The 23,673-nt window shown below is 36.1% G+C and carries 20 protein-coding genes and 1 tRNA gene; 5 read left to right on the top strand and 16 right to left on the bottom strand.

All coding sequences use genetic code 11. The features are described 5' to 3' along the window. Positions 1-24 precede the first annotated feature (24 nt). The 3 genes from H0S58_RS04995 to tsaA all read right to left on the bottom strand — a co-directional run bounded on the left by H0S58_RS04995 (position 25) and on the right by tsaA (position 3,053). Positions 25-387 (bottom strand): NirD/YgiW/YdeI family stress tolerance protein, encoded by a 363-nt coding sequence (locus H0S58_RS04995; RefSeq protein ID WP_195727324.1) that lies wholly within the window; start codon positions 385-387, stop codon positions 25-27. A 94-nt stretch (positions 388-481) separates the two neighbouring features. Beyond that, positions 482-2,239, bottom strand: coding sequence for a GspE/PulE family protein (locus H0S58_RS04990; RefSeq protein ID WP_195727323.1), 1,758 nt, complete (start codon positions 2,237-2,239; stop codon positions 482-484). 82 nt (positions 2,240-2,321) lie between these two features. Continuing rightward, on the bottom strand, positions 2,322-3,053 hold the full coding sequence (tsaA, locus tag H0S58_RS04985) for a tRNA (N6-threonylcarbamoyladenosine(37)-N6)-methyltransferase TrmO (protein ID WP_195727322.1): 732 nt from the start codon (positions 3,051-3,053) through the stop codon (positions 2,322-2,324). 105 nt (positions 3,054-3,158) lie between these two features. Here tsaA and H0S58_RS04980 point away from each other — a divergent pair, with 105 nt between their 5' ends. Continuing rightward, positions 3,159-3,938, top strand: a complete 780-nt coding sequence (locus tag H0S58_RS04980; protein ID WP_053578219.1) for a ferredoxin--NADP reductase — start codon at positions 3,159-3,161, stop codon at positions 3,936-3,938. Positions 3,939-4,375: 437 nt separating this feature from the next. Here H0S58_RS04980 and H0S58_RS04975 read toward each other — a convergent pair whose 3' ends face one another. Beyond that, positions 4,376-4,942 carry a TetR/AcrR family transcriptional regulator gene (locus H0S58_RS04975; RefSeq protein ID WP_053578220.1) on the bottom strand — a complete coding sequence of 189 codons (567 nt, stop codon included), beginning with the start codon at positions 4,940-4,942 and terminating at the stop codon, positions 4,376-4,378. A 262-nt stretch (positions 4,943-5,204) separates the two neighbouring features. Between H0S58_RS04975 and H0S58_RS04970 the strand changes: the two genes are divergently transcribed. Then, positions 5,205-6,044 (top strand): hypothetical protein, encoded by an 840-nt coding sequence (locus tag H0S58_RS04970; protein WP_195727321.1) that lies wholly within the window; start codon positions 5,205-5,207, stop codon positions 6,042-6,044. 90 nt (positions 6,045-6,134) lie between these two features. Here the strand turns inward: H0S58_RS04970 and H0S58_RS04965 are convergent, their stop codons facing one another. Next, positions 6,135-6,746, bottom strand: coding sequence for a cation transporter (locus H0S58_RS04965; RefSeq protein WP_195727320.1), 612 nt, complete (start codon positions 6,744-6,746; stop codon positions 6,135-6,137). A 75-nt stretch (positions 6,747-6,821) separates the two neighbouring features. Between H0S58_RS04965 and H0S58_RS04960 the strand changes: the two genes are divergently transcribed. Further along, entirely contained in the window at positions 6,822-7,238 is a 417-nt protein-coding gene (locus tag H0S58_RS04960; protein WP_227592260.1) for a MerR family DNA-binding protein, read from the top strand. Positions 7,239-7,541: 303 nt separating this feature from the next. On the opposite strand, the gene ahpF is transcribed toward H0S58_RS04960, so the two are convergent. From ahpF to H0S58_RS04940, 4 genes are all read right to left on the bottom strand, one after another. After that, entirely contained in the window at positions 7,542-9,107 is a 1,566-nt protein-coding gene (ahpF, locus tag H0S58_RS04955; protein WP_195726170.1) for an alkyl hydroperoxide reductase subunit F, read from the bottom strand. A 308-nt stretch (positions 9,108-9,415) separates the two neighbouring features. Continuing rightward, complete coding sequence (locus tag H0S58_RS04950) at positions 9,416-10,336, bottom strand: hypothetical protein (protein ID WP_195727319.1); 921 nt, start codon at positions 10,334-10,336, stop codon at positions 9,416-9,418. Between the two features lie 42 nt (positions 10,337-10,378). Continuing rightward, complete coding sequence (locus H0S58_RS04945; RefSeq protein WP_195727318.1) at positions 10,379-11,512, bottom strand: toxic anion resistance protein; 1,134 nt, start codon at positions 11,510-11,512, stop codon at positions 10,379-10,381. Positions 11,513-11,530: 18 nt separating this feature from the next. Beyond that, positions 11,531-12,319, bottom strand: a complete 789-nt coding sequence (locus H0S58_RS04940) for a tellurium resistance protein (RefSeq protein ID WP_195727561.1) — start codon at positions 12,317-12,319, stop codon at positions 11,531-11,533. Positions 12,320-12,916: 597 nt separating this feature from the next. On the opposite strand from H0S58_RS04940, the gene H0S58_RS04935 reads away from it, so the two are divergent. Continuing rightward, entirely contained in the window at positions 12,917-14,209 is a 1,293-nt protein-coding gene (locus H0S58_RS04935) for a dicarboxylate/amino acid:cation symporter (RefSeq protein WP_195727317.1), read from the top strand. Between the two features lie 323 nt (positions 14,210-14,532). Here the strand turns inward: H0S58_RS04935 and H0S58_RS04930 are convergent, their stop codons facing one another. After that, the gene (locus H0S58_RS04930; protein ID WP_195727316.1) at positions 14,533-15,414 is read right to left on the bottom strand and encodes a LysR substrate-binding domain-containing protein; all 882 of its coding nucleotides are present in this window, start codon (positions 15,412-15,414) and stop codon (positions 14,533-14,535) included. 134 nt (positions 15,415-15,548) lie between these two features. Between H0S58_RS04930 and H0S58_RS04925 the strand changes: the two genes are divergently transcribed. After that, positions 15,549-16,964 carry an aspartate ammonia-lyase gene (locus H0S58_RS04925; protein WP_195727315.1) on the top strand — a complete coding sequence of 472 codons (1,416 nt, stop codon included), beginning with the start codon at positions 15,549-15,551 and terminating at the stop codon, positions 16,962-16,964. A 202-nt stretch (positions 16,965-17,166) separates the two neighbouring features. On the opposite strand, the gene H0S58_RS04920 is transcribed toward H0S58_RS04925, so the two are convergent. The 6 genes from H0S58_RS04920 to H0S58_RS04895 all read right to left on the bottom strand — a co-directional run bounded on the left by H0S58_RS04920 (position 17,167) and on the right by H0S58_RS04895 (position 23,658). Beyond that, positions 17,167-17,243, bottom strand: a tRNA-Val gene (locus H0S58_RS04920). A gap of 31 nt (positions 17,244-17,274) precedes the next feature. Then, positions 17,275-19,284: a transglutaminaseTgpA domain-containing protein gene (locus H0S58_RS04915; protein ID WP_195727314.1), complete on the bottom strand. Its 2,010-nt coding sequence runs from the start codon at positions 19,282-19,284 to the stop codon at positions 17,275-17,277. Between the two features lie 3 nt (positions 19,285-19,287). Further along, positions 19,288-20,193, bottom strand: coding sequence for a DUF58 domain-containing protein (locus tag H0S58_RS04910; RefSeq protein ID WP_053578230.1), 906 nt, complete (start codon positions 20,191-20,193; stop codon positions 19,288-19,290). A gap of 13 nt (positions 20,194-20,206) precedes the next feature. Beyond that, a complete protein-coding gene (locus tag H0S58_RS04905) occupies positions 20,207-21,169 on the bottom strand; it encodes an AAA family ATPase (protein ID WP_413784413.1) in 963 nt (320 codons plus the stop codon). Positions 21,170-21,265: 96 nt separating this feature from the next. Then, entirely contained in the window at positions 21,266-21,568 is a 303-nt protein-coding gene (locus tag H0S58_RS04900) for a YbdD/YjiX family protein (protein ID WP_195727312.1), read from the bottom strand. Beyond that, positions 21,565-23,658, bottom strand: a complete 2,094-nt coding sequence (locus H0S58_RS04895; RefSeq protein ID WP_053578232.1) for a carbon starvation CstA family protein — start codon at positions 23,656-23,658, stop codon at positions 21,565-21,567. The genes H0S58_RS04900 and H0S58_RS04895 overlap by 4 nt, the downstream gene beginning before the upstream one ends. Positions 23,659-23,673 lie beyond the last annotated feature (15 nt).

The raw sequence follows: 23,673 nt of genomic DNA, 5'->3' as shown, positions 1-23,673 counted from the left end.
TCTTAACTAGACAAAGTTCTCAATTTAAAACTGGACAGCATCTACATCAAGTTCAACACGTTTTGCTGGTTTATAATCAATATCAATTTCACCAATCAGTGTTACAGGTGTGGTGGCATTGACAGGTTTACCTTGCCATAACTCATCATCAATATCGACTGTAATACTGCCAGTCGTATCGCGGAATTGATATTTTTCATCGCCAACAGATTTTACGACATAACCTTTTAATTGCACTTTGCTGTCATCTTTTAAAGTTAAAGCTTGTTTAACTGATGTGGTCGTCGTCGGTGCAATCGCAGTTTGATTAATGGCTGTATTGGCCAAAGCAAATGTAGAAGCTCCGACCAAACTGGTAATTAAAGCTGCTTTAGAGATCATATTCATTGTTACATCCTCATTTTGTTGTTCATCATTTCGATAAAATGATTAAAACAAATAAAGATGAGGTGAATCTTAAGATCTCTTCATTTTCAAGAAATTAATTTAGAGGTACCACACGCAGTACTTCTTCTAAAGTCGTCATACCATCGAGGACTTTACGTGCACCTGCAATACGCAGCGGTTCGATCCCTTCTTTCTTGGCTTGTTCACGTAATTGATTCAAGTGAGCATTTGCCCCAATCAATTGTTTTGTTTCTAAACTTAAGGGCATAAACTCATAAATACCCACCCGTCCTTTATATCCCGTCTGTCTACATTCTTCACAACCCATTGCTTGAAAAACAAAATCGGGCATTTCAATAGGGTAATCGAAGGTTAAATGCTTCCACTCTTGCTCATTAATAAAGCTTTCCTGCTTACAATGTGGACAAAGTTTACGGACTAAACGTTGTGCCAAAACACCTAAAATAGTCGCTGCAGTTAAAAATGGCTGGATACCCAAATCATGCAATCGAGTTAAACTTGAAGGCGCATCGTTGGTATGTAAAGTAGATAATACCAAATGTCCTGTCAAAGCTGCTTGAATGGCCATATTTGCCGTATCATGGTCACGAATCTCCCCCACCATAATGATATCAGGATCTTGTCGCATGAGTGCTCGCACGCCATCCGCAAAACCCAGATCAATACCTGCATTGACCTGCATTTGGTTAAAGCTAGGTTCTAACATTTCAATTGGATCTTCAATGGTACACACATTCACCTGTTCCGTGGCCAACTGTTTCAGTGAAGAGTAGAGCGTGGTGGTTTTCCCTGAACCTGTTGGTCCAGTCACTAAAATAATGCCATGACTATGTGCAGTTAATGCCTGCCAATCACTCAGTAATCCCCCCTCAAAACCCAATTGTTGAAAACTACGAACCAATACTTCAGGATCAAAAATACGCATGACCATTTTTTCACCAAAAGCGGTGGGTAAAGTCGATAAACGTAGCTCTGTTTCTTGTCCTTTAGGTGTTCGCGTTTTCAAGCGTCCATCTTGAGGTTTTCGTTTTTCTGCGACATTCATACGGCCTAAAATTTTAATCCGTGAAATGACCGCAGTTAAGGTATTGGCAGGCATTTTATAAATAGTATGCAACACCCCATCAATTCGAAAACGCACTTTACCTGCATCTTTGCGTGGCTCTAAATGAATATCACTGGCGCCTTGTTCGAAAGCAAACTGTAAAACCCAATCCACCAACTTCACAATGTGCTGATCATTGGCATCAGGATTTTGAGTATCTCCCAATTGCAACAGTGCTTCGACCCCTTTATTATCTCGGTCATAGGCGCTGGCTTTTTGCGAAGAATTCACCGCACGACTAACTTGATAGTATTCAACTAAATAACGCTGTAACTGATCTGGACTAAGCAATACACGCTGAATTTTTTTGGGTGCAATACTATGTTCAAGATTTGCCACCCATTCATTTTTAAATGGTTGATCTGTCGCAATTAATACTTGATCGGGCTGTATTTCAACTGCCAAAATTCTGTTGCGTACAGCAAATTCTTGCGACATGACATTGGTCAACGCCTGCACATCCGCTTTCAAAGGATCAATAATATAAAAAGAGATCTGGGCTTTTTCTGCCAGCCACTGACATAAGCGATTTAAAGTTAAAGTGGATTGTGGATGGAGTTGATCACTCAAATTAAATTGAGCAATCCATTGTAACGGATGCCATTTAAGTTGGTCTCGTTGACGATGCGTAGTTTGTATCAGTAGTTTATTGCGTTCAGTAATGCGTCCATCTTTTTGTAATTGTTCTAAACACCATGCAGTATCTATTTCAAAATTAAAGTTCATTGTGCTGCGCCCCCAGATCTCATTTCACTATAACAAACTAAAACTCATCTCGCTTAAAATCACGGGATGAGAAGAAACACCGTTATTTTTTAAATTGCTCAATTGGAATAAGGTCTACAATCATGACTTCACTTAAACCTACCGTAAAACTGATATCCATCTGCGCAAATTTCATTTTATAAATGCGCTCTGGATTATTTTGGTAAGCAGGACGCGGGTCGAGTGATAAAACCTGTTCTAATTCATAAATTATTTGATTCTTTAAAATCTGATGTTCCATTAAATATTGTTTTTGTTGTTCTGCCACATCTTTCCAGATCACCACCTTTCTTTCAGGTTCATCTTGTGCATAGCCGCTTTCTGCCTGCAGAACTGCATCTGAATATTGAATATAAGGTTTAATATCAATAATTGGTGTGCCATGAAGTAAGTCACTTCCTGTCACATAAACACGAATGGACTTACCTATTTTTTTGACAGATTTTAGTTGCACCACAGATAAACCAATCGGTGCAGGACGATACATACTACGTGTTGCAAACACGCCTATTTTTTTATTTCCTCCTAAACGCGGCGGTCTCACTTGTGGACGGAATTTGGTCTGTTCATGCTGATTCTTATTTTCATGAAACTGCCACACGAGCCACAGATGACTAAATTCTTCAATTCCTTCAAAAGCAGACGCATCATTAAAGGGGACTTCCATTTCAATATAAGATTCCACTTGCACCAAATTGGGTTGTCGAGGAATACCAAACTTTTCAAGATAAGGAGAATTCATATACCCAATAATAGGCAGATTTAAGTCTGTCATAATCACTTTTTCTGATAAGTTCAATTCATTATATTCAGTTTATCGAGAATGATTTTAGATTAGAATAGTAAGCTGTTCTAATTTGATAATTTATTGAGACCTTTAATGGCTGCTTTCAACGTCGAAAAGATTACTCACGTACACCACTGGAATGACACATTATTCAGTTTTAAAACGACACGCGATACAGCGCTACGTTTTAAAAATGGTCAATTTGTGATGATTGGTTTGGAAGTAAATGGTAAGCCTTTAATGCGCGCTTATTCTATTGCTAGTGCTAACTATGAAGAAGAGTTAGAGTTTTTCTCTATTAAAGTGCCAAATGGGCCACTTACTTCTATTTTACAAAAAGTAAAAGTAGGCGATGAAATTTTAATTTCTAAAAAACCTACGGGTACTTTAGTACATGACGATTTGAATCCAGGTAAAAATTTATACCTGCTTTCTTCAGGTACAGGTCTTGCTCCTTTCTTAGCCACGATTCGTGATCCAGAAACTTACGAACGCTATGAAAAAGTCATTGTTGTACATGGCACACGTTTTATTTCAGAATTGGCTTATCAAGACTTAATCCTAAATGAACTTCCAAGTCATGAGTTTTTCCAAGAATTGGGAATTCAAGACAAACTCATTTATTACCCAACTGTAACTCGTGAAGAGTTTCGTAATCAAGGGCGTGTCACGACCGCAATTGAATCGGGTGAACTTTTTGAAAAAATTGGTTTAGAGCGTTTTAATCCTGAAGTTGACCGCGCAATGCTGTGTGGCAGCCCTGCTTTTTTGAAAGATGTGGTAGCGCTTCTTGATCAACATGGGTTGAAAGAATCACCTCGTATGGGTCAACTAGGCGATTATGTGATTGAACGTGCATTTGTTGAAAAATAAGACGTAAAATATTAAAAAACCGAACAATTTGCTCGGTTTTTTTTTAAATTCAATTATTTAATTTAATTTCATATTGTTTAAATTATAATCAAATCGACATTTTTTCGTCAGAATTTACCAAAAATTCAGCTCAAATTGTTGTCTTATGGAATAAAACTATCTATACTCTCAAACATAAACAGACAGGTCTGTATATACTTGTTTTGTTTCATTGAGCTGAATTAATAATACATCCAGAGGGCACTTTAGGAGCATAAAAATAATATAAGAAAGGAGTTTTCAAACTTCTCATAACATTAATATTTTAGTCAGTTTCATTTATGAAAATGATTAAAATATTAAATAAGAAACTTTCAGCGAGGCGTGATATAAAAAATATACACGCTTTTTTATTTTCTAAAATTCCATATTGATCAAAAAGAATTCACTTAAAAATATTAATTGGGCATTAATTCTAATTGAATCAACTGAGCAACCCGTTTCCAGTACTCATCAATATTAACTGAATTTTTATCAATTTGAGCCTGTATAGTCATGCCATCTAAAATGCTTGTCAACAGGATTGCCAATTGTAAAGGCTGTTTAATCTGCATCTGTGCTAAGGCAAAACGAATTCGTTCCAATAACCATTCTTTGTATTCTGTCGCAGGCTGCATTGTGGATGGATAAATTTTAGATATTTCCTCAACTGCTTTTTGAAACATACAGCCGTTAAAATCGTCCATATGAAACCAAGCCTGATACCAAAAAAATATGGTTTTGATATGTCCTAAATAATCATCTTTTTCACACTGCGCAATCGCAGCACCTAAAGAATCTTGTATATTCATATTCCTACGATGCAAACACTCTTCAATGAGTTTCGCTTTAGAAGGAAAATATTTATAAAATGTCATCTTAGCAACACCGGATTCGCTAATAATCCGGTCAACTCCAATCGAGTTATAGCTATGAGAATTAAAAAGATACAGTGCAGTATGTATGATGTCGTCTTTTTTAGACATTTTATTTACCTATCAACCTTATCTTCATTTTAAGAATAAACCGTGAAAAAAATTAAAAAAAGACATTTTTATAATATTCAAATACCTACACGTAATAGTATATCATTTTTTTATGACATAAAAAAACTGATGTGTAAGATTCACTCACATCAAGAAATGGCAATGCCAAATATTTGAAATAAATGTATTTTATATAAAACAATGTGGCGTATTGATATTTTTTTTACTATCATTAAATATCTTAAAATTTGATCTCTACCTTATGAGTACGCTTTCTTTCACACAATCTGAATATGCACGAAAAGCAGCTTTAGAGTTTATTCAACACTCAATTCCAGCATCTTTGTGGAATAAGCATGTGAATGAAGTTCGGCAGCTTAAACAAAGCTGTACTCAGCACCCCTTGTTTGAACATCCCATTTTAACGCGTTTAAATAATCAGATGTTATCACTTGATCAATTAAAATTTATCCATCTTAATTATTTTACAGCAATTGTAAAAACCTTTACCGATATTTTAAGCATGGTCATTTATCAAGCCTTACAACTTGAGCAGCATGAGAATATTCATCATGCAGACCGTGTTCATGCAAAAGCCCATGCACGTTATTTGTTATCGCTGAACTTAATAGATGAATTGGGTTTTAACACACATGAGCTAAGTTTGAGTTCGCCCGCAAAATCACATCTCATTTATTATATGGATTTATTGAACTCCTTACAGGTTCAGCCGCTTAATTCTGAACAGGTGGTTTTAGAAGCACATGCTTTAAATCAGTTTATTCAAGAACAGCTATCCTCTTACAATGGTCTCTTGTTAATTTTAGCTTGTGCAGAATTACAAGTTATTCAATTTAGCGAAGCGCTGAGAGTAAATTTGGAGAAATATAATCCAGAATTCACAGAAGGTTACTATGCTTGTCATGGTGTAGTCGATCATTCAGAAAAATTAGCCAACGATAATAACCATGAGGAAGATTTGTGGGCCCTTCTTACTCAAAGCTATAGCTGTGATCAACAATCTCAGTACGAGAAACTCATTCAACAATATTTACAGCTTTGGGAAAATTTTTGGAGCAAAATGCATCAAATGACGCTTTAATTTTTATAAATCTGAATTTGATGCACCACTCTTCTTTAAACAAAATGATGATAATACTTATAACTGAATGAAAAATACGTAAAATTCAATCTATTTAGGATGATCTTGTCGTTCTTTAATTGCTTTTTTAATGACCTGATAACCACCTGTTAATCCTAATATTGACATGATCAAAGCGACCAGCATATCTGGAATTAAACTTCCAGTTCCAAATACACCCATCGCAGCTAAAATTACCGCAACATTTCCAATTGCATCATTTCGGCTACACAGCCAAACCGATTGCATATTGGAATCACCATCTCGAAAAGCATATAGAAATCCAGCAGATACGACATTTGAAATTAAGGCCAACACCCCGATTATCCCCATTGTGATCGCTTCAGGTGGAATACCCTGTGTATAGGCATAGATCATTTTCCCGATGACTACTACACCAAAAGCAGCCATGGTCATGCCTTTGATTAAAGCTACAGTTGCACGCCAATATAGACTCAGGCCCAATACCGCCAGTGAAATACCATAATTCACAGCATCACCCAAAAAATCTAAAGAATCAGCCCATAAGGCAGAAGAATTCGCATAGGTTCCTCCAATAAACTCAACCAAAAACATGACTGCATTAATAATCAATGCAATCCATAATGCAGTCCTAAACTTGCTGTTTATGCGAGGCGGTTCTGGGGTGCAACCACAAGTCATACTTTCTCCATTGCTTTTAAAAGCAGTTGTATTATGCTCATTCAAAACTATGGACTAACTCCAAGGTCAAGTCTTATGATGAAAATTACGCCACATTATTTAATTAAAGATTTGGCAAAAAAGGCACAACTCAGCCCAGATACTATTCGTTTTTATGAAAAGAAAAATCTGATACAACCCAGTTTTCGCGCAGAAAATCATTATCGTTATTATAATAATGAGGTCTTAAAGCGTTTAATTTTTATTAAGCGTTGTCGTGCCTTAGATATGTCTTTGAATGAAATTCAATTACTAATAACACTTGAGCAGCAACCGAATCGGGATTGCAACGCAGTTAATCATTTGATTGATGAACATTTAAAACAAGTAGAAAGCAAAATTTTTGAATTGCAAAATTTTCAAGTACAGCTTCAATTGCTGCGCCAATCCTGTATCACACAAACCACAATAGATCATTGTCAGATTTTAAAAAGCCTAGAATCGGTAGATTGAATGATTAGGCATTTAATTATTTTTAATTTTATAACTCAATTTCTGTATAAATACCTGATTCTATATACCTATAAATAACTTAAAAATTTATTTAAATTAATAAGAAGAGCGCTATTACTTTAATGATGTTCTTGTCATCTTTTGATCATAATTAAGCATTAAGCTAAGCGTAAATAAAGACAATAGATAAAACAAAAAGAGAAAAAAAGAACTTAGGCTAAGCGTTCTAAATTCCGATTAAAAGTAAAAAATATAAACAAAAGCCAAAGTATCTGAGAAATACTTTGGCTTTTTCTTAAATTATTATCCCTCAGCGCGGATTAAATAATCAAAGGCAGATAATGCAGCCTTCGCACCTTCACCTGTCGAAATAATAATCTGCTTATACGGTACAGTCGTACAATCACCCGCTGCAAATACCCCTTGAACATTGGTTTCATTGCGATCATTAATCACAATCTCGCCTCGCTTAGACAGCTCAACGTTAGATGCTTGCAAAAAGTCTGTATTCGGTAATAAACCAATTTGAACAAAGATTCCAGCCAGTTCAACTGTATGTTCCGTATTTGTGGCACGATCTTGATATTTCAGTGCCGTTACTTGTGAACCATCACCCATCACTTCAGTGGATAAAGCATTCAAAATCACCGTGGTGTTAGGCAAACTATGCAGTTTGTTCTGTAACACTTGGTCAGCACGCAGTTGGGTATCAAATTCAACCAAAGTCACATGTTCAACAATACCCGCCAAATCAATCGCCGCTTCAACCCCTGAATTACCACCGCCAATCACGGCCACACGTTTGCCTTTAAACAAAGGGCCGTCACAGTGTGGACAGTAAGCCACACCACGAGTTTTGTATTCTTGCTCACCCGGTACATTCATCTCTCTCCAACGTGCACCAGTCGACAAAATAATGGTTTTAGATTCCAGAATGGCACCATTTTCTAAAGTCACTTCAACCCGTCCATGCGCTGTTTCATCTGCACCTTTGATGCTCGACACTTTTTGTAGGTTCATGATGTCTACATCATAAGCACGTACATGGGCCTCCATTTCAGCGGCAAACTTTGGCCCTTGGGTTTTTTGCACCGAGGTGTAGTTTTCAATGTCCATGGTATCCATGACTTGTCCACCGAAGCGTTCTGCCACAATACCGGTGTGAATCCCTTTTCGTGCAGCATAAATGGCAGCAGTATTGCCGGCAGGACCACCTCCAATCACCAGTACATCAAAGACCTCTTTGGCATTGAGTTTTTCTAGATCTTTACTAGATGAGCTTGAATCAAGCTTGGCCACAATTTCTTCTAAAGTCATACGACCTTGACCGATATGTTCACCATTTTGGAACAGCATCGGGACGGCCATGATTTTGCGCTGTTCTACTTCATCTTGAAAGAATGCACCATCAACCATGGTGGCTGTCGTACCTGGATTGTGAATCGCAATCAGGTTCAAGGCTTGCACCACATCTGGACAGTTATGACAGCTTAAAGACACAAATACTTCAAAGTCAGAGCTTAAGTTTAAGCCTTTGATTTGTGCCAAAACGTCATCAGAGACTTTGGGTGCATAACCTGAGACTTGTAACAAAGCCAAAATCAAAGAAGTGAACTCATGTCCCATCGGTAAACCTGCAAAGTTCACCCGAGCTTGTTCTCCGACTTTGGCAATACCAAAACTTGGACGACGGCTATTGTTTCCATCAAAACGTACGCTGACTTGATCAGACAATGCAGCCACTTCGGTGACCAATTCTTTGATTTTTTCAGATTTGTCTGAATCATTTAAGGAGGCAACCAATTCAATTGGACTTTCTAAACGTTCAAGGAGTGTTTTTAATTGTGCTGAGGTATTTTGATCTAACATGGCTTAAGTCTCCAAGGGAGTATATTTATATTCAATGCAGTGATCATAAGGCAATTCAAGGAATAGATAAAACAGTTTGTTTTTATTGTTGTGATCGTATAAATAGATTAATACGTCAGTCAATCTTTTAAGATCAGAAGGCTTCTTTTACAGATTTTTTTAATTGAAATATCTGATTATTTAAACGAAAATTTAAGTAAAAATGGGATTTATGAGGCAGCATGCATGCCCCCTTATCGATCCGAGATTTATTTTACTCTCCTGTAGAGCGGCAACATCTTGTTTAGATGACATTTTAAATTCTAAATCTATAAGGTTATTCGCTGTGCCACTCTTAAAATACGACTCTTTAAATGTTGCGAGAGCATAAATAAGACCGAACTTAAAATTGCAGATAACACAGCAATCGCAAGAATGAATATATTGACCCAAGAGCTGATCTGTTCTGCCTGATGAACTTGTTTTGATACACTCATCGCCAATGGCGTTAATGCTTTACCATAGACTTGATACTGCATGGTCCATAACTGTTCAGGTTTAAAACCATACTCAATAAACTGAGGATCAGTTTTCTCTGCTTTAACCAATGCCAAAACTTGCGGAATGGCCGCATTTTTGTCTACCGGTCGATGCAACAAAGCAGCTTGCGCCAGCAAATATGCTTTTACAGGTTGATCTAAATTTGATTGTTGCAAATGCTGTGCTAATTCACTTTGCTGAATGTTTTTATCATATTGAATTACTTGACTATACGCATCACTTTCATCACTTTTTAAATCATATTGTAAATAGGTTAAACCTGACCAAAGTACAATAAATGCGATTAACCATCCGACAAATTTTAAAATAAATGACTGAAAGCGAAGATAAAAAAACTGTATTTTTTTCAAAAAATGAATAACAAAAAAAGCGCCAATAAAGGAAACAAACAGCTTTAAAACCAGCCAACCAAACCAAGACAACAAATTGGTAAAATAATCGGAATGTTGACCTAATTCCGCCAGATTCGTATCTACGGCAAAAGGCATATGCAATTGTTTAAGCTCAGTGGTGACGCCAAAAAAACTATACACAAAATCATGCTGTAAAAATAATGCGACCACTGCAGCCACAAAAATGGTGCTACTGCTGATACAGAGTAATATCAAATTACGTTGACGCTTTTTCAGCGTCACCACCCCCTCTTCAATCTGTTGCGGATTGATGGCATATTCATCTAAGCGAGACAAACGGTTTCTCCTAAAAGTACACGTAAATGGCTTAAACTAATTTTAAGATTTATTTACTCCACTTGTGCTTGATTCTAAAACCAAATGATTTAAGTTTTCTTGTAAAGCACGTAAACGAGTGGTTGCTTCCGCACGTTTCTGCATGCCTTCTTTCTGCACTTGAATGACGTCGTTCACTGTTTTAATGAGGGTATTTTGCACATGTTCAAGGGTTTCAATATCAATCACTGAGCGCTGGTTGGCTTTGGCAGTATCAACAGAGTTTTGATGTAACAAATCAGCATTCCGTTTTAATAACTCATTGGTTGCATCATCAATACTATTGGCCAGTTGCACACTATTTTTTTGTTCATTGAGTGAAATCGCCAAACTAATCTGATTTTTCCAAGCAGGTAAAGTAATATTTTTAATTGCATAGAACTTATCCACCAACATCAAATTATTAGATTGAATAATTCGAATCATGGGTAAAGTTTGCATGGCAGATTGTTGTAATACTTGTAAATCACTGACTCTTTTTTCTAAATTATTGGCCAAATGATTCAGATCATAAACTTTTTGTACCGTTGCTTGATCTTGAGGCTGCCCAGCTAAAGTTGAGATATCATGTTGAATTTCTTGTTCCTTTAATTTTCCAGCTGCAATATAAATCCCCAGCTGTTTATATTCGTCCTGAACACCATGAAACATTTTATCTAAGGTATCTACCCGTGTTTTTAACCCTGTTTGCGAAGTTTCAATTTCTTTCACTAAGACATCAATTTGCTCTTTGGTGCTACTGAAATGTTGATCGAAATTTTGCTTGGCACCTTTCATTTTATTGATCAGACCACCAAAAAATCCCGAACTTTTCTTTTTATTCAAAATGCTTTGGGTATTTAATTGTTGAGCAACTTGAACCACTTGATTGAGCTTTTGTCCTGTCGTATCCAAATCTTTATTTTGCACCAGATCTAACAGTTCATCGGTATAGGTTGAGGTTTTCGTCGCAATATTTTTACCATATTCAGCCACAACATTATGATTCATTACTGCCAATTCTTTATGCGCATTCATCACTTCATTAAAATCTGAATCTTGCAAACCAATTTCTTGTAAATTCAATTGCTGATATTTTTGTTGCACGCCATCATGTGGAGTGTGTTTAGCTAAATCTTTCTGTTCAAAATCGGTCATGATTCACCTAAAAAATAATTAATGTGTTGGTTTCTGTAGCGATTTTTTTAAAGTGAGAATGAGTTTTTCTCGACTATTATCTAACTTTTGCAATTCATTTGTCGAATCACTTTGACTGCTTTGTTTAACATGATATTGCCAAGCAGGGATCAATACTTGTTCAGCTTCTTTAAAACGGTCTAACAATGTAAATGATAGTTGTTGAGATAACTGCATTTGTGTAATTGCAATATCATTACTGCTCTGCAACGTTTGTAAAGTATTAATTTTTTTAGATAATCTCTCTAAAAACTGATCTAATGGGTGCTGATTTTTAACGAAATTTGGGTATTCTTGCAAAAATGCCTCAGCTGCAAAAATATGTTTTGCCATGTTTTCACGATGTCCAAGCAGTTGCTGAAAACGCGATTGCGACTTCTGAATTTCAATCTGTAATTTTTGGCTTAAATGATTGGCACGTTTTAAAAGTTGATCCAGATGATTGTAATACTCAACTTGCCCAGAGCCATATTCTAAATCGATTCCCAGCCATTTTTGTAACGCATTAAATTTACGCTTTTTTAAGTATTTTTTTGAATCTGCTAGTGATTGAATAATCTGTTCAATGGTCGCACTTAATTGCTGTGTTAGATGAGGATCTACTCCATTTAGTAACACGGCTTGAGCTTGAATGATGGCATCCGCATAATGGTTTAAGCGCGATTGATCATTCAGCAACGGCAATAAATCGTGACGTTGAATTGTGAGAAGTTCAGCTTGGTCGATCTCTATTTCAGCCAAAGGCACCAAAACATTCATCTGTGACATCATATTAGAAACTCAATAAAATCATTTTTATAGTAAGACTTTCATACACAATATCATGTAGTATTTTGCAATTTTAATGCATATTTATATTTAAAAAAATATGTTTGATTTGATGCTTAACCAGTCAAAATTTGAGAGCTCATTTTTCATAGTTTGGCTATTTTATAAATCATTTCCATGCCAATTAGCACCAAAGCCTGAACGCCTTATTCAAATAAAATAAAAGCGCCTCAATAATCTTTTTATTTTTAAAATTTCATCAGGTAATTTAAAAATACTTAAATAAAAAAAATCACTCATATTTTCAAATTCTTTATTTTTCTGCATTCATATACTCCCTTCAAAGACTGTTTAAAAAAACTATCAAGTAAGACTAAAGAATTATTTTATGCATTTTTTGCATGAAAAATTTAATTTTTGCATTGTCGTTTTTTCTTAAAAAAAGTGACACTGGCACAGTTCATCGTTAGATCGATGCTTTTGTACACACTTTCTGGATGAAAGTTTGCATCATGCACTCAACACGGAATGTCATCAACGTCTTTGTATTAAAGAAACCAAGTTGATGAAAACAAGATAATAGAAGGAACTGTTTTTATGAATCAAAAAAAACTGCTGAAGTATATTTTGATTGCGATGGTATCGGGAATTTTAATTGGTTGGGTATGCCACTATGCTTTAACTCCCTTACAAGCTACGAATATTGCCTCTTATTTTAAGATTATTACCGATGTATTCTTAAGATTAATTAAAATGATTATCGCACCTTTGGTTTTTGCCACGATTGTCTCGGGCATCATTTCGATGGGTAAATCGACTTCTTTAGGTTCTATTACCTTAAAAGCAATGAGTTGGTTTATTGGTGCCTCCCTGATTTCACTTTTATTGGGCATGGGATTGGCCAATTTATTTCAGCCGGGCGCTGGAATGAACTTAATTATTCCAAAAGAGGCTGTAGATATAGGCGTAAGTGCCACCAGTTTAAGTCTGCAAACATTTATCACGCATATTTTCCCGCGTAGTTTTGCCGAAGCGATGGCAAATAATGAAATTTTACAGATCTTAATTTTTGCTATTTTCTTCGGTTCAGCACTTGCATATGTGCAGCATCAAAGTGAAGCAACTGTGATTGGTAAAATCATTGATGAACTTTGCCGCGTCATGTTCCGTATTACCGATTATGTGATGGCTTTGGCACCGATTGCCGTTTTTGCTGCAATTGCTTCAGCTATTACGGTTCAAGGGCCTCAGTTAATTATCGATTACAGTATTTTCATTGGTGAATTTTATATTGGCTTATTCATTCTTTGGACTATTTTGATTGGTTTTGGTTATATTTTCCTGAAAAAAGATATTTTCCGCTTAATGCGCTTCGTTCGTGAACCAACCATGCTGGCTTTTGCTACAGCGAGCAGCGAATCCGCTTATCCTAAAACCATGGATGCCTTGAACAAGTTTGGCGTACCTAAACGTATCACCAGTTTTGTCTTGCCATTAGGCTATTCTTTCAATCTAGATGGTTCAATGATGTACATGGCGTTTGCCGTATTATTCATTGCACAAGCCTACAACATTGATTTAAGTTTCGGACAACAAGCATTAATTCTATTTACACTGATGATTACCAGTAAAGGCATTGCAGGTGTTTCACGTGCCTCAATTGTGGTGATTGCCTCTACACTGGCGATGTTTAAATTGCCAGAAGCCGGTATTTTACTCATTCTTGCGATTGATCAATTCTTAGATATGGGTCGTACTGCAACCAATGTGATTGGCAACAGTATCGCTACCGCAGTTATTGCACGAACAGAAGGCGATAAGCATGATGTCCCTGAAGAAGAAGCTGTAGAAGCACTTGTTCCCGTCAATCGCTTAGCAGATAACAGCTAATTCGCTTAATCTCTGTTTATAAATTCTCTTCAAATAATAATCATAGAATATGACCATTTAAAGAGTGATGAATATTTTAAGCTCATCATTTTTTTTAAATGGTCATTTTTCTTGCTTTAAGCATTATCATTAAAAAATTATTATAATAATTTCAATCATTCCAAATAACTAAAATCCAATATGAATAAGTCTATTCAAATAACAAAAATCATGCAAAATAAATATAAAATTTAAACTATAATTACTGACCTTTTAAATAAAAAAAGAGCAAAAAATATGCTCTCTTAAAATATAAATATTAGATCAATAAAATTTTATTTTCCTTATTCATGAACCAAGGTATTCCAAATATAATTAATCCTTTTTGAAACGATCATTTCACGTCGAATAATATAGACATCTTGGAAAAAATTATATTTCTGCGTATCCAATACCTTCAATTTATTTTCTTTAATCTCTTTTTCGACTAACAATTTAGGTAACCAAGCAATACCTAGACCTTGTAAAACCAATTCTTTTAAATCACCTGCATTATCTGTTTCATATAAAATTCGATAATCTAATTTATTTTCAATTACTTCATCTACACATTTTCTTAAATAGGCCTGTTTACTATACGCCAATAATGGAAAAGGTTGATCTAAAGAATATTTTTGCTCCTCCTCATTGACTAAGGTGACAGGCAATACTTCCATTTCAACAATTTTGTGATAAACAAAAAAATCAAGATCGAATTGTTGTAACGTTTTTTGGTCACAGTAACAAATTAAAAAATCACATGAACCATCTTTAAGTAAACGCATGCCCTGTTTTGCATTTGATGCAATAATTTCTAATTTTAAATCTTCAATATCTGTAGATAATGGATGAATAAATTGTGGGAAAAACTGTGTGGTCAATGAATGAGAAACTGCAAATTTAATTGTTAAGTAATTGTTCTTAATGTTTTTTTCTAAATATTTTATGGTGGTCAACAATTGGCTTTGTATGTTTTTTGCAGATGCTAATAATACTTGTCCAGCATCAGTGAAATCGATATTTTTACTATACCTTTTCAGAATTTGAAAACCCAATGCCGTTTCAATATTCTGTATTCTACGGGTAAAGGCAGACTGTGTGACGTGGCGCATTTCTGCCGCTTGGGAAATAGATTTTTCTTGCTCTAACGCAAGTAAGTCCTCAATCCATCGAATTTCCAATGTCATGACTTATCCTTTATTGATACATTTACAGATTATAATCTATTATGCAAAAAATGCATGCAGTAATATCTTTTTACATTAGAAAAAAAACAATCAACGCTCTAATATAAATTAATGGTTAATTAGAGTCGATTAAAATGAATATTATGATTAGTACGCGCACTGAAAAAGATTTACTGGGTTATAAAGAAATCCCTTCTCATTGTTATTATGGCGTACAAACGTTAAGAGCTTTAGAAAATTTTAATTTAAGTCAAAGTAAATTAAACCATTTTCCTATTTTCATTAAAGCACTTGCTATGGTTAAATCTGCCTGTGCACATGCCAACTTTAAACTAAATAAATTAGAAGAAAATAAAAATAATGCGATCCAATTTGCGTGCCAACAGCTTTTAAATGATTTACATCACGATCAATTTCCAATTGATATGATTCAAGGTGGTGCAGGTACTTCAACCAATATGAATATAAATGAAGTCATTGCAAATATTGGTTTAGAATATTTAGAACATGCTAAAGGTGAATATCAATATTTACATCCAAATAACGATGTTAATATGTCTCAGTCTACAAATGATGTTTATCCAACAGCGATCAAAGTCGGTTTAATTGCTGCAATAGCACAATTAAATACTCCATTTGAACAACTTATTCAAAGTTTTAAATTTAAGTCAGATGAGTTTTCTGATATTTTAAAAATGGGTCGTACTCAATTACAAGATGCTGTACCAATGACTTTAGGTCAAGAATTTGGTGCTTTTGCAAACACACTACAAAATGACTTGAATAAATTGAATCAAATTATGCCAGATGCTTTAAGTGTGGTGAATTTGGGCGGGACTGCAATTGGAACAGGGATTAATACAGAAGCTCAATATCGTGAATATGCAATTGCCTCATTATCAGAAATTACGCAACGAAATATTAGTAACGCACCAGATTTAATTGAAGCGACTTCAGATATGGGCGATTTCGTTTTATTATCTAGTTTATTAAAGCGTACAGCCACTAAACTCTCAAAAATTGCAAACGATTTACGTTTATTATCAAGCGGTCCTCGAACAGGTTTAAATGAAATTCATTTAGAAGCTCGTCAACCAGGCAGCTCAATTATGCCGGGTAAGGTTAATCCAGTAATTCCTGAAGCAATGAACTTGGTGTGTTATCAAGTTATTGCAAATGATTTGGCCATTACTTTAGCAGCAGAAGCAGGTCAATTACAGTTAAACGCTATGGAGCCTTTAATCGCTTTCAAACTTTTTGAATCTATTGAATTGTTAGGTAAAGCAATGCAAATGTTCCAACTTAAATGTATTGAGAATATTCGCGCCAATACTGCTCATTGTAAGCAATTGGTTGAAAATTCAATCGGTATCATTACTGCACTTAATCCCTACTTGGGCTATGAAACAACAACACGTATTGCAAAACTGGCGAATGAATCGGGTCAAAGTGTTTTAGCTTTAATTAAAGCAGAAAACTTACTTTCTGATCAAATTTTATCAGATGTTTTAGCAGTAAATAATATGGTGCAACCAAAGCATTGTGCTTAAGGCTAAACTTCTTACTTAAAATCTGAATGATTTTATTTAAAAAAGGAACCGATTTATTTGGTTCCTTTTTTTATTTTCCATTCTTGTTAACTTAAATTGAATTTTATCCACCTTATAAAACTATTTAATTCCCCGAAAATAGCTCTAACAAAAAACCCACTTCATTGAGTGGGTTTTATTATGTTGATTAATCAACGAATTCTGGTAGGTATAAGCAGACTCGAACTGCTGACCTCTACGATGTCAACGTAGCGCTCTAACCAACTGAGCTATACACCTAAGTGATGTGAATCATATTCATTTTTATTTTCTAAGACAAGTGCTTTCTGCTCTTTTTCAACATGGATGCACAAGATTTAAGCATTCTTTTAAATTGCTTTATATCTTGCTCATTTTTAACACGTGAAAATTGTTGTTGATAATATTTTGCAGTTTCAAAAAATACAGATTGTTCAGCATCTTCAACCGAATCTGCTAAACGATACATCCAAGTATAAAAAGTTTCAGCAGTTTGTTTACGCAAATTTACGGGCTGTCGTTGAGAAAAAGACTGAATTGCCCGCTCAAATGAGTTACTGCTTTGCCTATCGCGATAATAAATCCAAGCAAAGTAAAATAGCAACAACACAATGATGCTCGTGAATAATGCCAGAACTGCCGCATAAACTGTTTTCAAACCTAATTTAGATAACCACGACTGCTGTTTTTCCGCATCATAACCAACGACCTTACTTTGCCATTGATAAGTCACATAATCGCTCCAAATACGGACATCTTTTAATAATGAAAACTGACGATATTTCCAATTTTGCTCACTTCGTCCAAAAACACTTTGGTCATTTTCGAGATAATCTTGCATGCCCCCATCAATACGTTCTGGGGCAATCATCGCAGTCGGATCAATTCGCTGCCATTGACCTTTAATTTGGACTTCAGTCCATGCATGTGCATCCAATTGCCGAACTTCCCAACTTGCACGATCTGGTGCAAGTTGCCCGCCTTGATAGCCCACCACTACACGTGCAGGAATCCCAACATACCGCATCAATAAAGCAAAACTAGAAGCATAATGTTCACAAAAACCTTGCCGCGATTGAAATAAAAATTCATCTATACGATTTTGATTTAATAATCCTGGTGTTAATGTGTAAACAAAATTGTTTTCTCTATACCATTCTAAAATATGCTTTATATAACGCTCAGGTTGTTGTTGGCTTTGTGCAAACATTTTTAGCGCAAATTGACGCGATTGTTTATCTAGTTCACTCGGAGTTTGAATATTTATTCTTTCTACTAGATTTGATGGAGTGTTGGATATCTTGGTAAGTTGTACTTCCCCCACCCACTGCAATTTAATCGGCTGATTACGCACAACTTGACGCCTCGGTGTAATGCTCCAATCTTGTTTCAGTTGAAAATTTGGCTCCATTGGAATAGATTTTTCCAGTCCCATAATCCACTTTACCCGCTCATCCGCTGCCAAATATTGATACTCAAAATTCGTTTTGGATGTGCCAGAAAATTCATTTTCAGAATAAGGTTGCTGATTAATGAAACTACTGGTCCATGTTTTACCATCGTATTGATCTAAAACCATGGCTCGCCAATACAATTGATCACGTGGCGGCAGTTGCTGCATATTCCCCAAGATTCGAAAAGCCAAACTACTGGATTGTGAGAGTTCAGCAATATCACCCGGCGACATGGTATCGCTCATGCCTGTTATCCCTTTTTGCTCAGGAATTGGGATATGCCAAAGTGGTGGTAACCGTGGGAAAAAAATAAACAGTAAAATAAAAAAAGGCAGCGCCAAAAGGAGAAATTTACCTACATATTTTGCATCCGTTTCTAATCCAATGACTTGCTTTTTAGAGGCTAAAAATTCGCTGATTTGTAAACGATATAATCCGATGAAACAACTGAACAAACACAATAAAATGATCATTGCCATCCAGATAGATTGACTATGCAAAAAAGAGCTTGCACTGACAAACAGCGCAAAATTAAACAAAATAATGACATCTCGTTTAGTTTTGGTTTCCAAAGCTTTAGCAAACAAAAATGTTGCTAAAACTGCAACGCCTGCTTCAACACCAATAAAACTTTGGTAGCTAAAATAAATGCTGACCAAAGCTAAACTGGTAAGTATAAATATCCATATTCTGGGAGGAGTTTTTGACTCGTGCTTTAAATTCCGAAATAAATGATAAATGCTTATAGCAAAAATTAAGCTAAGGAGTGCCGGATTAAACAGTAACTGCGCCAATAATACTAAGCTTAAGGTCATTAAAATCGAAACTTTCACAGCATAATGAATCATGATTTAAGCCTGCGCCAAAAGTTTTTTGGCTTTTAACAACTGCTTTTCACCTTGCGCTGTCATTAATTTAGATTGAGGTAAAAATACAGCATATGCACATTGACTTTGTTCACATTGTTCAATTAAGCCCATCATTAGACTGAGTTTTTCTTCATGTTGAATACTTGGCATGTGATTATATTGAATTTCAATATTCGGCTCATTCTGATATTGCTCAAACACTTTAATATATAAGCCCTGTCCGCGTGCCGCTTGTTTCCATGAAACAGCTTGTAAAGAATCTCCTAATTGGAAACTACGTAATTCGCGAAATTCATCTAGATCTGGCTCAAAACTGTGCTGATGCTGCTTATTTTCTAAAGGCAAAGATACTGACTGCGGCGCAATCCAAGAATATTCCTTAAAGTAAAAATAACTCCACGCACGAACTAAACCAAAGGGATATACTGAATATATTTGGATTCTAGGATAATCAAATTTACCTCGCTGTTCAGGCAAAAAAGTCAGCGAAAAAGTTTGTTTTAAGTCCGAAATAAAAACTTTTTCCAAATGCTGATCTGTTTTAATCCATAAATAGCGAGATTGTTTCTGATTTTGTTGAAAATGAAATTGTAATTCGATCGGCTTAGCGACTTGACCCACTTCAGCGACCGATACTTCCACCGTTAAACCATGCAATTGCTTAAAGGTTAAATAAAAACTAATGCATAAAATAGCACTGATCAAAAAGCAAAAACCCAAAATCAAATTATTGGCATAATTTACTCCCGCAATAAAGGTAATCAGGATCAAGACTCCATATAAATATCCCTGCTGATAAATAAAAATCAGGATATCTTTTTGCGAAAGCTGTTTGGTTTTCTCAAATTGAAAACGCTTTGCTAACCATTTTTGCCAAGGCTTGCTCAAATTGCGCCACCTCTTAATGAATATTGATTTTTTGCATCAGTTGCAAAGTCTCTACTTCTCCAAGTCCAATCCGATGTGCCACCACGGCCACGAAAACCGCTTGAATATCATCAGGTGTGACGAAGCTACGCTGTTCAATAAAAGCATGTGCTTGTGCGGATTTTTTCAATGCCAATAATCCTCGTGTAGACAAACCATGCATTCCTTTGCGAGTCTCAGCAGCCAAATCTAATAAATACTCAGAAATCGTATCTGCCAAATGAATTTTGGTGACGAGTTTCTGTATTTCCAGAATTTCATTTTCATTAAAAATATGGGCTAAAGTAGAAATTAATGCATAACGGGATTCTTGTTGTAAGAGTAGTTTTTCTGCGGAACGTGATGGATAACCTAAAGTTAATCGCATTAAAAAGCGATCAAGCTGAGACTCTGGTAAAGCATAGGTTCCACTTTGAAACAGTGGATTTTGGGTGGCAATGACCCAAAAAGGTTGTGGTAATTCATAACGAATCCCATCTACTGTTACAAATCCTTCTTCCATCGCTTCAAGCAAAGCACTCTGTGTTTTTGGACTACAACGGTTAATCTCATCCGCCAATAAGATTTGAGTAAAAATTGGACCTTGCTTAAACTCAAATTGATGTTCTTTCTGGTTAAACATATTGACCCCAATCACATCGCTAGCCAGCATGTCATTGGTAAACTGTATGCGCTGAAAATGAAGCCCTGCAATGCGAGATAAAGCACTTGAAAGTGTGGTTTTACCCAATCCAGGTAAATCTTCAAATAACACATGGCCGCCTGCCAACAGACAACTTAAAGCCAGTTTAGTTTGATGTTCTTTATCTAAAATAATACTGTTGATTTGCGTTGAAAATGCTTGAATTTTTGTCGCATAAGATTCAACTTTTATATCTAATTGTTGCTGTTCATATGTGAGCTCTTGTTTTTGAACCTTATTCATACCCCAAATCACATTTTATCCCCCCAAAAAAATGGTGCATGATTAACATACACCGTTTTCCTCATTTTCCAAAGAAATCAAAAGACTTCTAAAAATGAATATTTTAATTTAACACGGACATTTTTTCATTCCACCACTGGCGCTTGGATAACGCGCATCCACGCAATAACGGTAAAATGTTTTTTCATCCATTGGGGCTAAATCAGCATGATGGCGTGCCATATGTTGCAAATATGTCTTATAATCAGGTACACCGACCATCAAGCGAAAACTTTGCTGTAAACGTTGCCAAATTAATTGAATCGTTTTTATACCATTGAGTAATAAAAACTTTTTCGGCTGCGCGAGTACAGTAAATTTAATAATTTTACCCATAGCCAGTTTTTTGCGAATCTGTTCTTTTAGACTCATTTAACCTCTCCTGCGCTAGGCTCATCGGTATAAATCGCCTCAGACTCATTCACACTAGGATTAGGATCTGCTAAAGCACGGCGAATAACACCAATGGCAGCAAATAACATCACGAATGCCACAATCATAAAGAAACCACATAACATCGCATTAATCTGGTTAGAGAAAACAATTGTTTGCATTTCAGCAATGTCTTTGGCTGGTTTTAAAATTTCATTGCGTGCAATGGCATCCGAAAAACGGTTGGCTTGCGCCAAGAAACCAATTTTTGGATTTTCATGGAAGATTTTTTGCCAACCTGCTGTCATTGAGGTAATAAACAAGAAAATGGTGGGTAAAATCGTGACCCAAACATATTTTTGTTTCTTCATTTTAAACAAAATCACAGTACCTAAAATCAGTGCCATCGCAGCTAAAATTTGGTTACCAATACCAAATAACGGCCATAAACTATTAATTCCACCAAGTGGGTCAATCACGCCTTGGTAAACAAAAAAGCCCCAACCGGCTACAGCGACCGCAGTACCGAGCAAATTACCAAAGAAATTATGTGAATTTTTGATTGAAGGAATCACGATCCCTACAGTATCTTGAACCATAAAACGACATGCACGCGTACCCGCATCAACGGCAGTCAAGATAAATAAAGCTTCGAATAGAATTGCAAAGTGATACCAAAAGGCCATCATTGAACGATTATTAAAAATTTCCGTAATGATATGTGCCATACCAATTGCAAATGTTGGTGCTCCACCTGTACGCGATAAAATTGTACTTTCGCCCACTTCTTGAGCCAATAAGGTTAAGGCTTCTGGTGTCACCACAAAACCTAAAGTTCGTACCGCTTCTGCTGCACTTTCAACTGTTGTACCCAATATTGCAGCAGGTGCATTAATTGCAAAATATACACCTGGTTCAAGAATCGTGGCACAAATCATTGCCATAACTGCAACAAATGATTCCATCAACATGCCGCCATAACCGATCATACGGATATTGACTTCATTATCGACCAGTTTAGGTGTGGTTCCAGATGCCACCAATGCATGGAAACCTGAAATTGCACCGCACGCAATCGTAATAAATAAGAATGGGAACATTGAACCCGCAAAAACAGGCCCCGTACCATCAATAAAATGTGTTACCGCAGGCATTTTCAGTTCAGGTAATACCACCATAATACCAATCGCTAAACCTGCAATCACACCGATTTTCAAGAAAGTTGAAAGGTAATCTCGTGGTGCAAGCAACAACCAAACAGGCAGTACAGAGGCAACAAAACCATAAACAATTAAACACCACGTCAATTGCGTACCTGAAAGGGTAAATAATGGTCCCCAATAAGGATCAGCTGCGACATTTCCACCATAGATAATGCCTGCCATCATCAGCACAAAACCAATGATTGAAACTTCTGCAATTTTACCTGGACGGATATAACGCATATATACACCCATAAAGAGTGCAATCGGAATGGTGGCTGCAATACTAAACACACCCCATGGACTATTGGTTAATGCTTTTACCACCACCAAGGCAAGTACAGCAAGGATGATAATCATCACCCCTAACGCACCCAGCATCACAATGATTCCGGCAAAAGAACCCAGTTCTTGCTTTGCCATTTCACCCAATGAACGACCATCACGACGCGTTGAAATAAATAGAACGAGAAAGTCTTGTACAGCACCCGCAAGCACAACCCCAACCAACAACCAAATAGTCCCCGGTAAATATCCCATCTGGGCAGCCAGAATAGGTCCAACTAAAGGACCCGCCCCCGCAATTGCCGCAAAGTGATGTCCGAATAAGACATATTTGTTGGTCGGTACATAATCTAAACCATCAGCTAAACGATGCGCTGGCGTTAAACGTCGGGCATTGAGTTCAAAAACTTTATTGGCAATAAATAAACTATAAAAGCGATAAGCAATGCTGTAGACACAGATGGCGGCTAATACTAACCAAACCGCATTTACATGCTCTCCTCGACTCAGTGCAAGTGTACCAAAAGACACAGCACCTAAAATTGCGACCAAAAGCCACACTATTTTTGAAGTTATGGATAACTTCGGTTGAATCGTTTCCATATCAATCCTCATCTA

It is taken from the genome of Acinetobacter sp. TTH0-4 (assembly GCF_015602665.1).
Classification (GTDB): Bacteria; Pseudomonadota; Gammaproteobacteria; order Pseudomonadales; family Moraxellaceae; genus Acinetobacter; species Acinetobacter albensis.
Note: the sequence above shows the minus strand (reverse complement) of the source record. Positions and strands in the feature narration are given on the sequence as shown.

Coding starts and splice junctions, on each gene's coding strand:
- H0S58_RS04995 (WP_195727324.1), bottom strand. CDS start 387: ATGAATATGATCTCTAAAGCAGCTTTAATTACCAGTTTGGTCGGAGCT.
- H0S58_RS04990 (WP_195727323.1), bottom strand. CDS start 2,239: ATGAACTTTAATTTTGAAATAGATACTGCATGGTGTTTAGAACAATTA.
- tsaA (WP_195727322.1), bottom strand. CDS start 3,053: ATGACAGACTTAAATCTGCCTATTATTGGGTATATGAATTCTCCTTAT.
- H0S58_RS04980 (WP_053578219.1), top strand. CDS start 3,159: ATGGCTGCTTTCAACGTCGAAAAGATTACTCACGTACACCACTGGAAT.
- H0S58_RS04975 (WP_053578220.1), bottom strand. CDS start 4,942: ATGTCTAAAAAAGACGACATCATACATACTGCACTGTATCTTTTTAAT.
- H0S58_RS04970 (WP_195727321.1), top strand. CDS start 5,205: ATGAGTACGCTTTCTTTCACACAATCTGAATATGCACGAAAAGCAGCT.
- H0S58_RS04965 (WP_195727320.1), bottom strand. CDS start 6,746: ATGACTTGTGGTTGCACCCCAGAACCGCCTCGCATAAACAGCAAGTTT.
- H0S58_RS04960 (WP_227592260.1), top strand. CDS start 6,822: ATGATGAAAATTACGCCACATTATTTAATTAAAGATTTGGCAAAAAAG.
- ahpF (WP_195726170.1), bottom strand. CDS start 9,107: ATGTTAGATCAAAATACCTCAGCACAATTAAAAACACTCCTTGAACGT.
- H0S58_RS04945 (WP_195727318.1), bottom strand. CDS start 11,512: ATGACCGATTTTGAACAGAAAGATTTAGCTAAACACACTCCACATGAT.
- H0S58_RS04940 (WP_195727561.1), bottom strand. CDS start 12,319: ATGTCACAGATGAATGTTTTGGTGCCTTTGGCTGAAATAGAGATCGAC.
- H0S58_RS04935 (WP_195727317.1), top strand. CDS start 12,917: ATGAATCAAAAAAAACTGCTGAAGTATATTTTGATTGCGATGGTATCG.
- H0S58_RS04930 (WP_195727316.1), bottom strand. CDS start 15,414: ATGACATTGGAAATTCGATGGATTGAGGACTTACTTGCGTTAGAGCAA.
- H0S58_RS04925 (WP_195727315.1), top strand. CDS start 15,549: ATGAATATTATGATTAGTACGCGCACTGAAAAAGATTTACTGGGTTAT.
- H0S58_RS04915 (WP_195727314.1), bottom strand. CDS start 19,284: ATGATTCATTATGCTGTGAAAGTTTCGATTTTAATGACCTTAAGCTTA.
- H0S58_RS04900 (WP_195727312.1), bottom strand. CDS start 21,568: ATGAGTCTAAAAGAACAGATTCGCAAAAAACTGGCTATGGGTAAAATT.
- H0S58_RS04895 (WP_053578232.1), bottom strand. CDS start 23,658: ATGGAAACGATTCAACCGAAGTTATCCATAACTTCAAAAATAGTGTGG.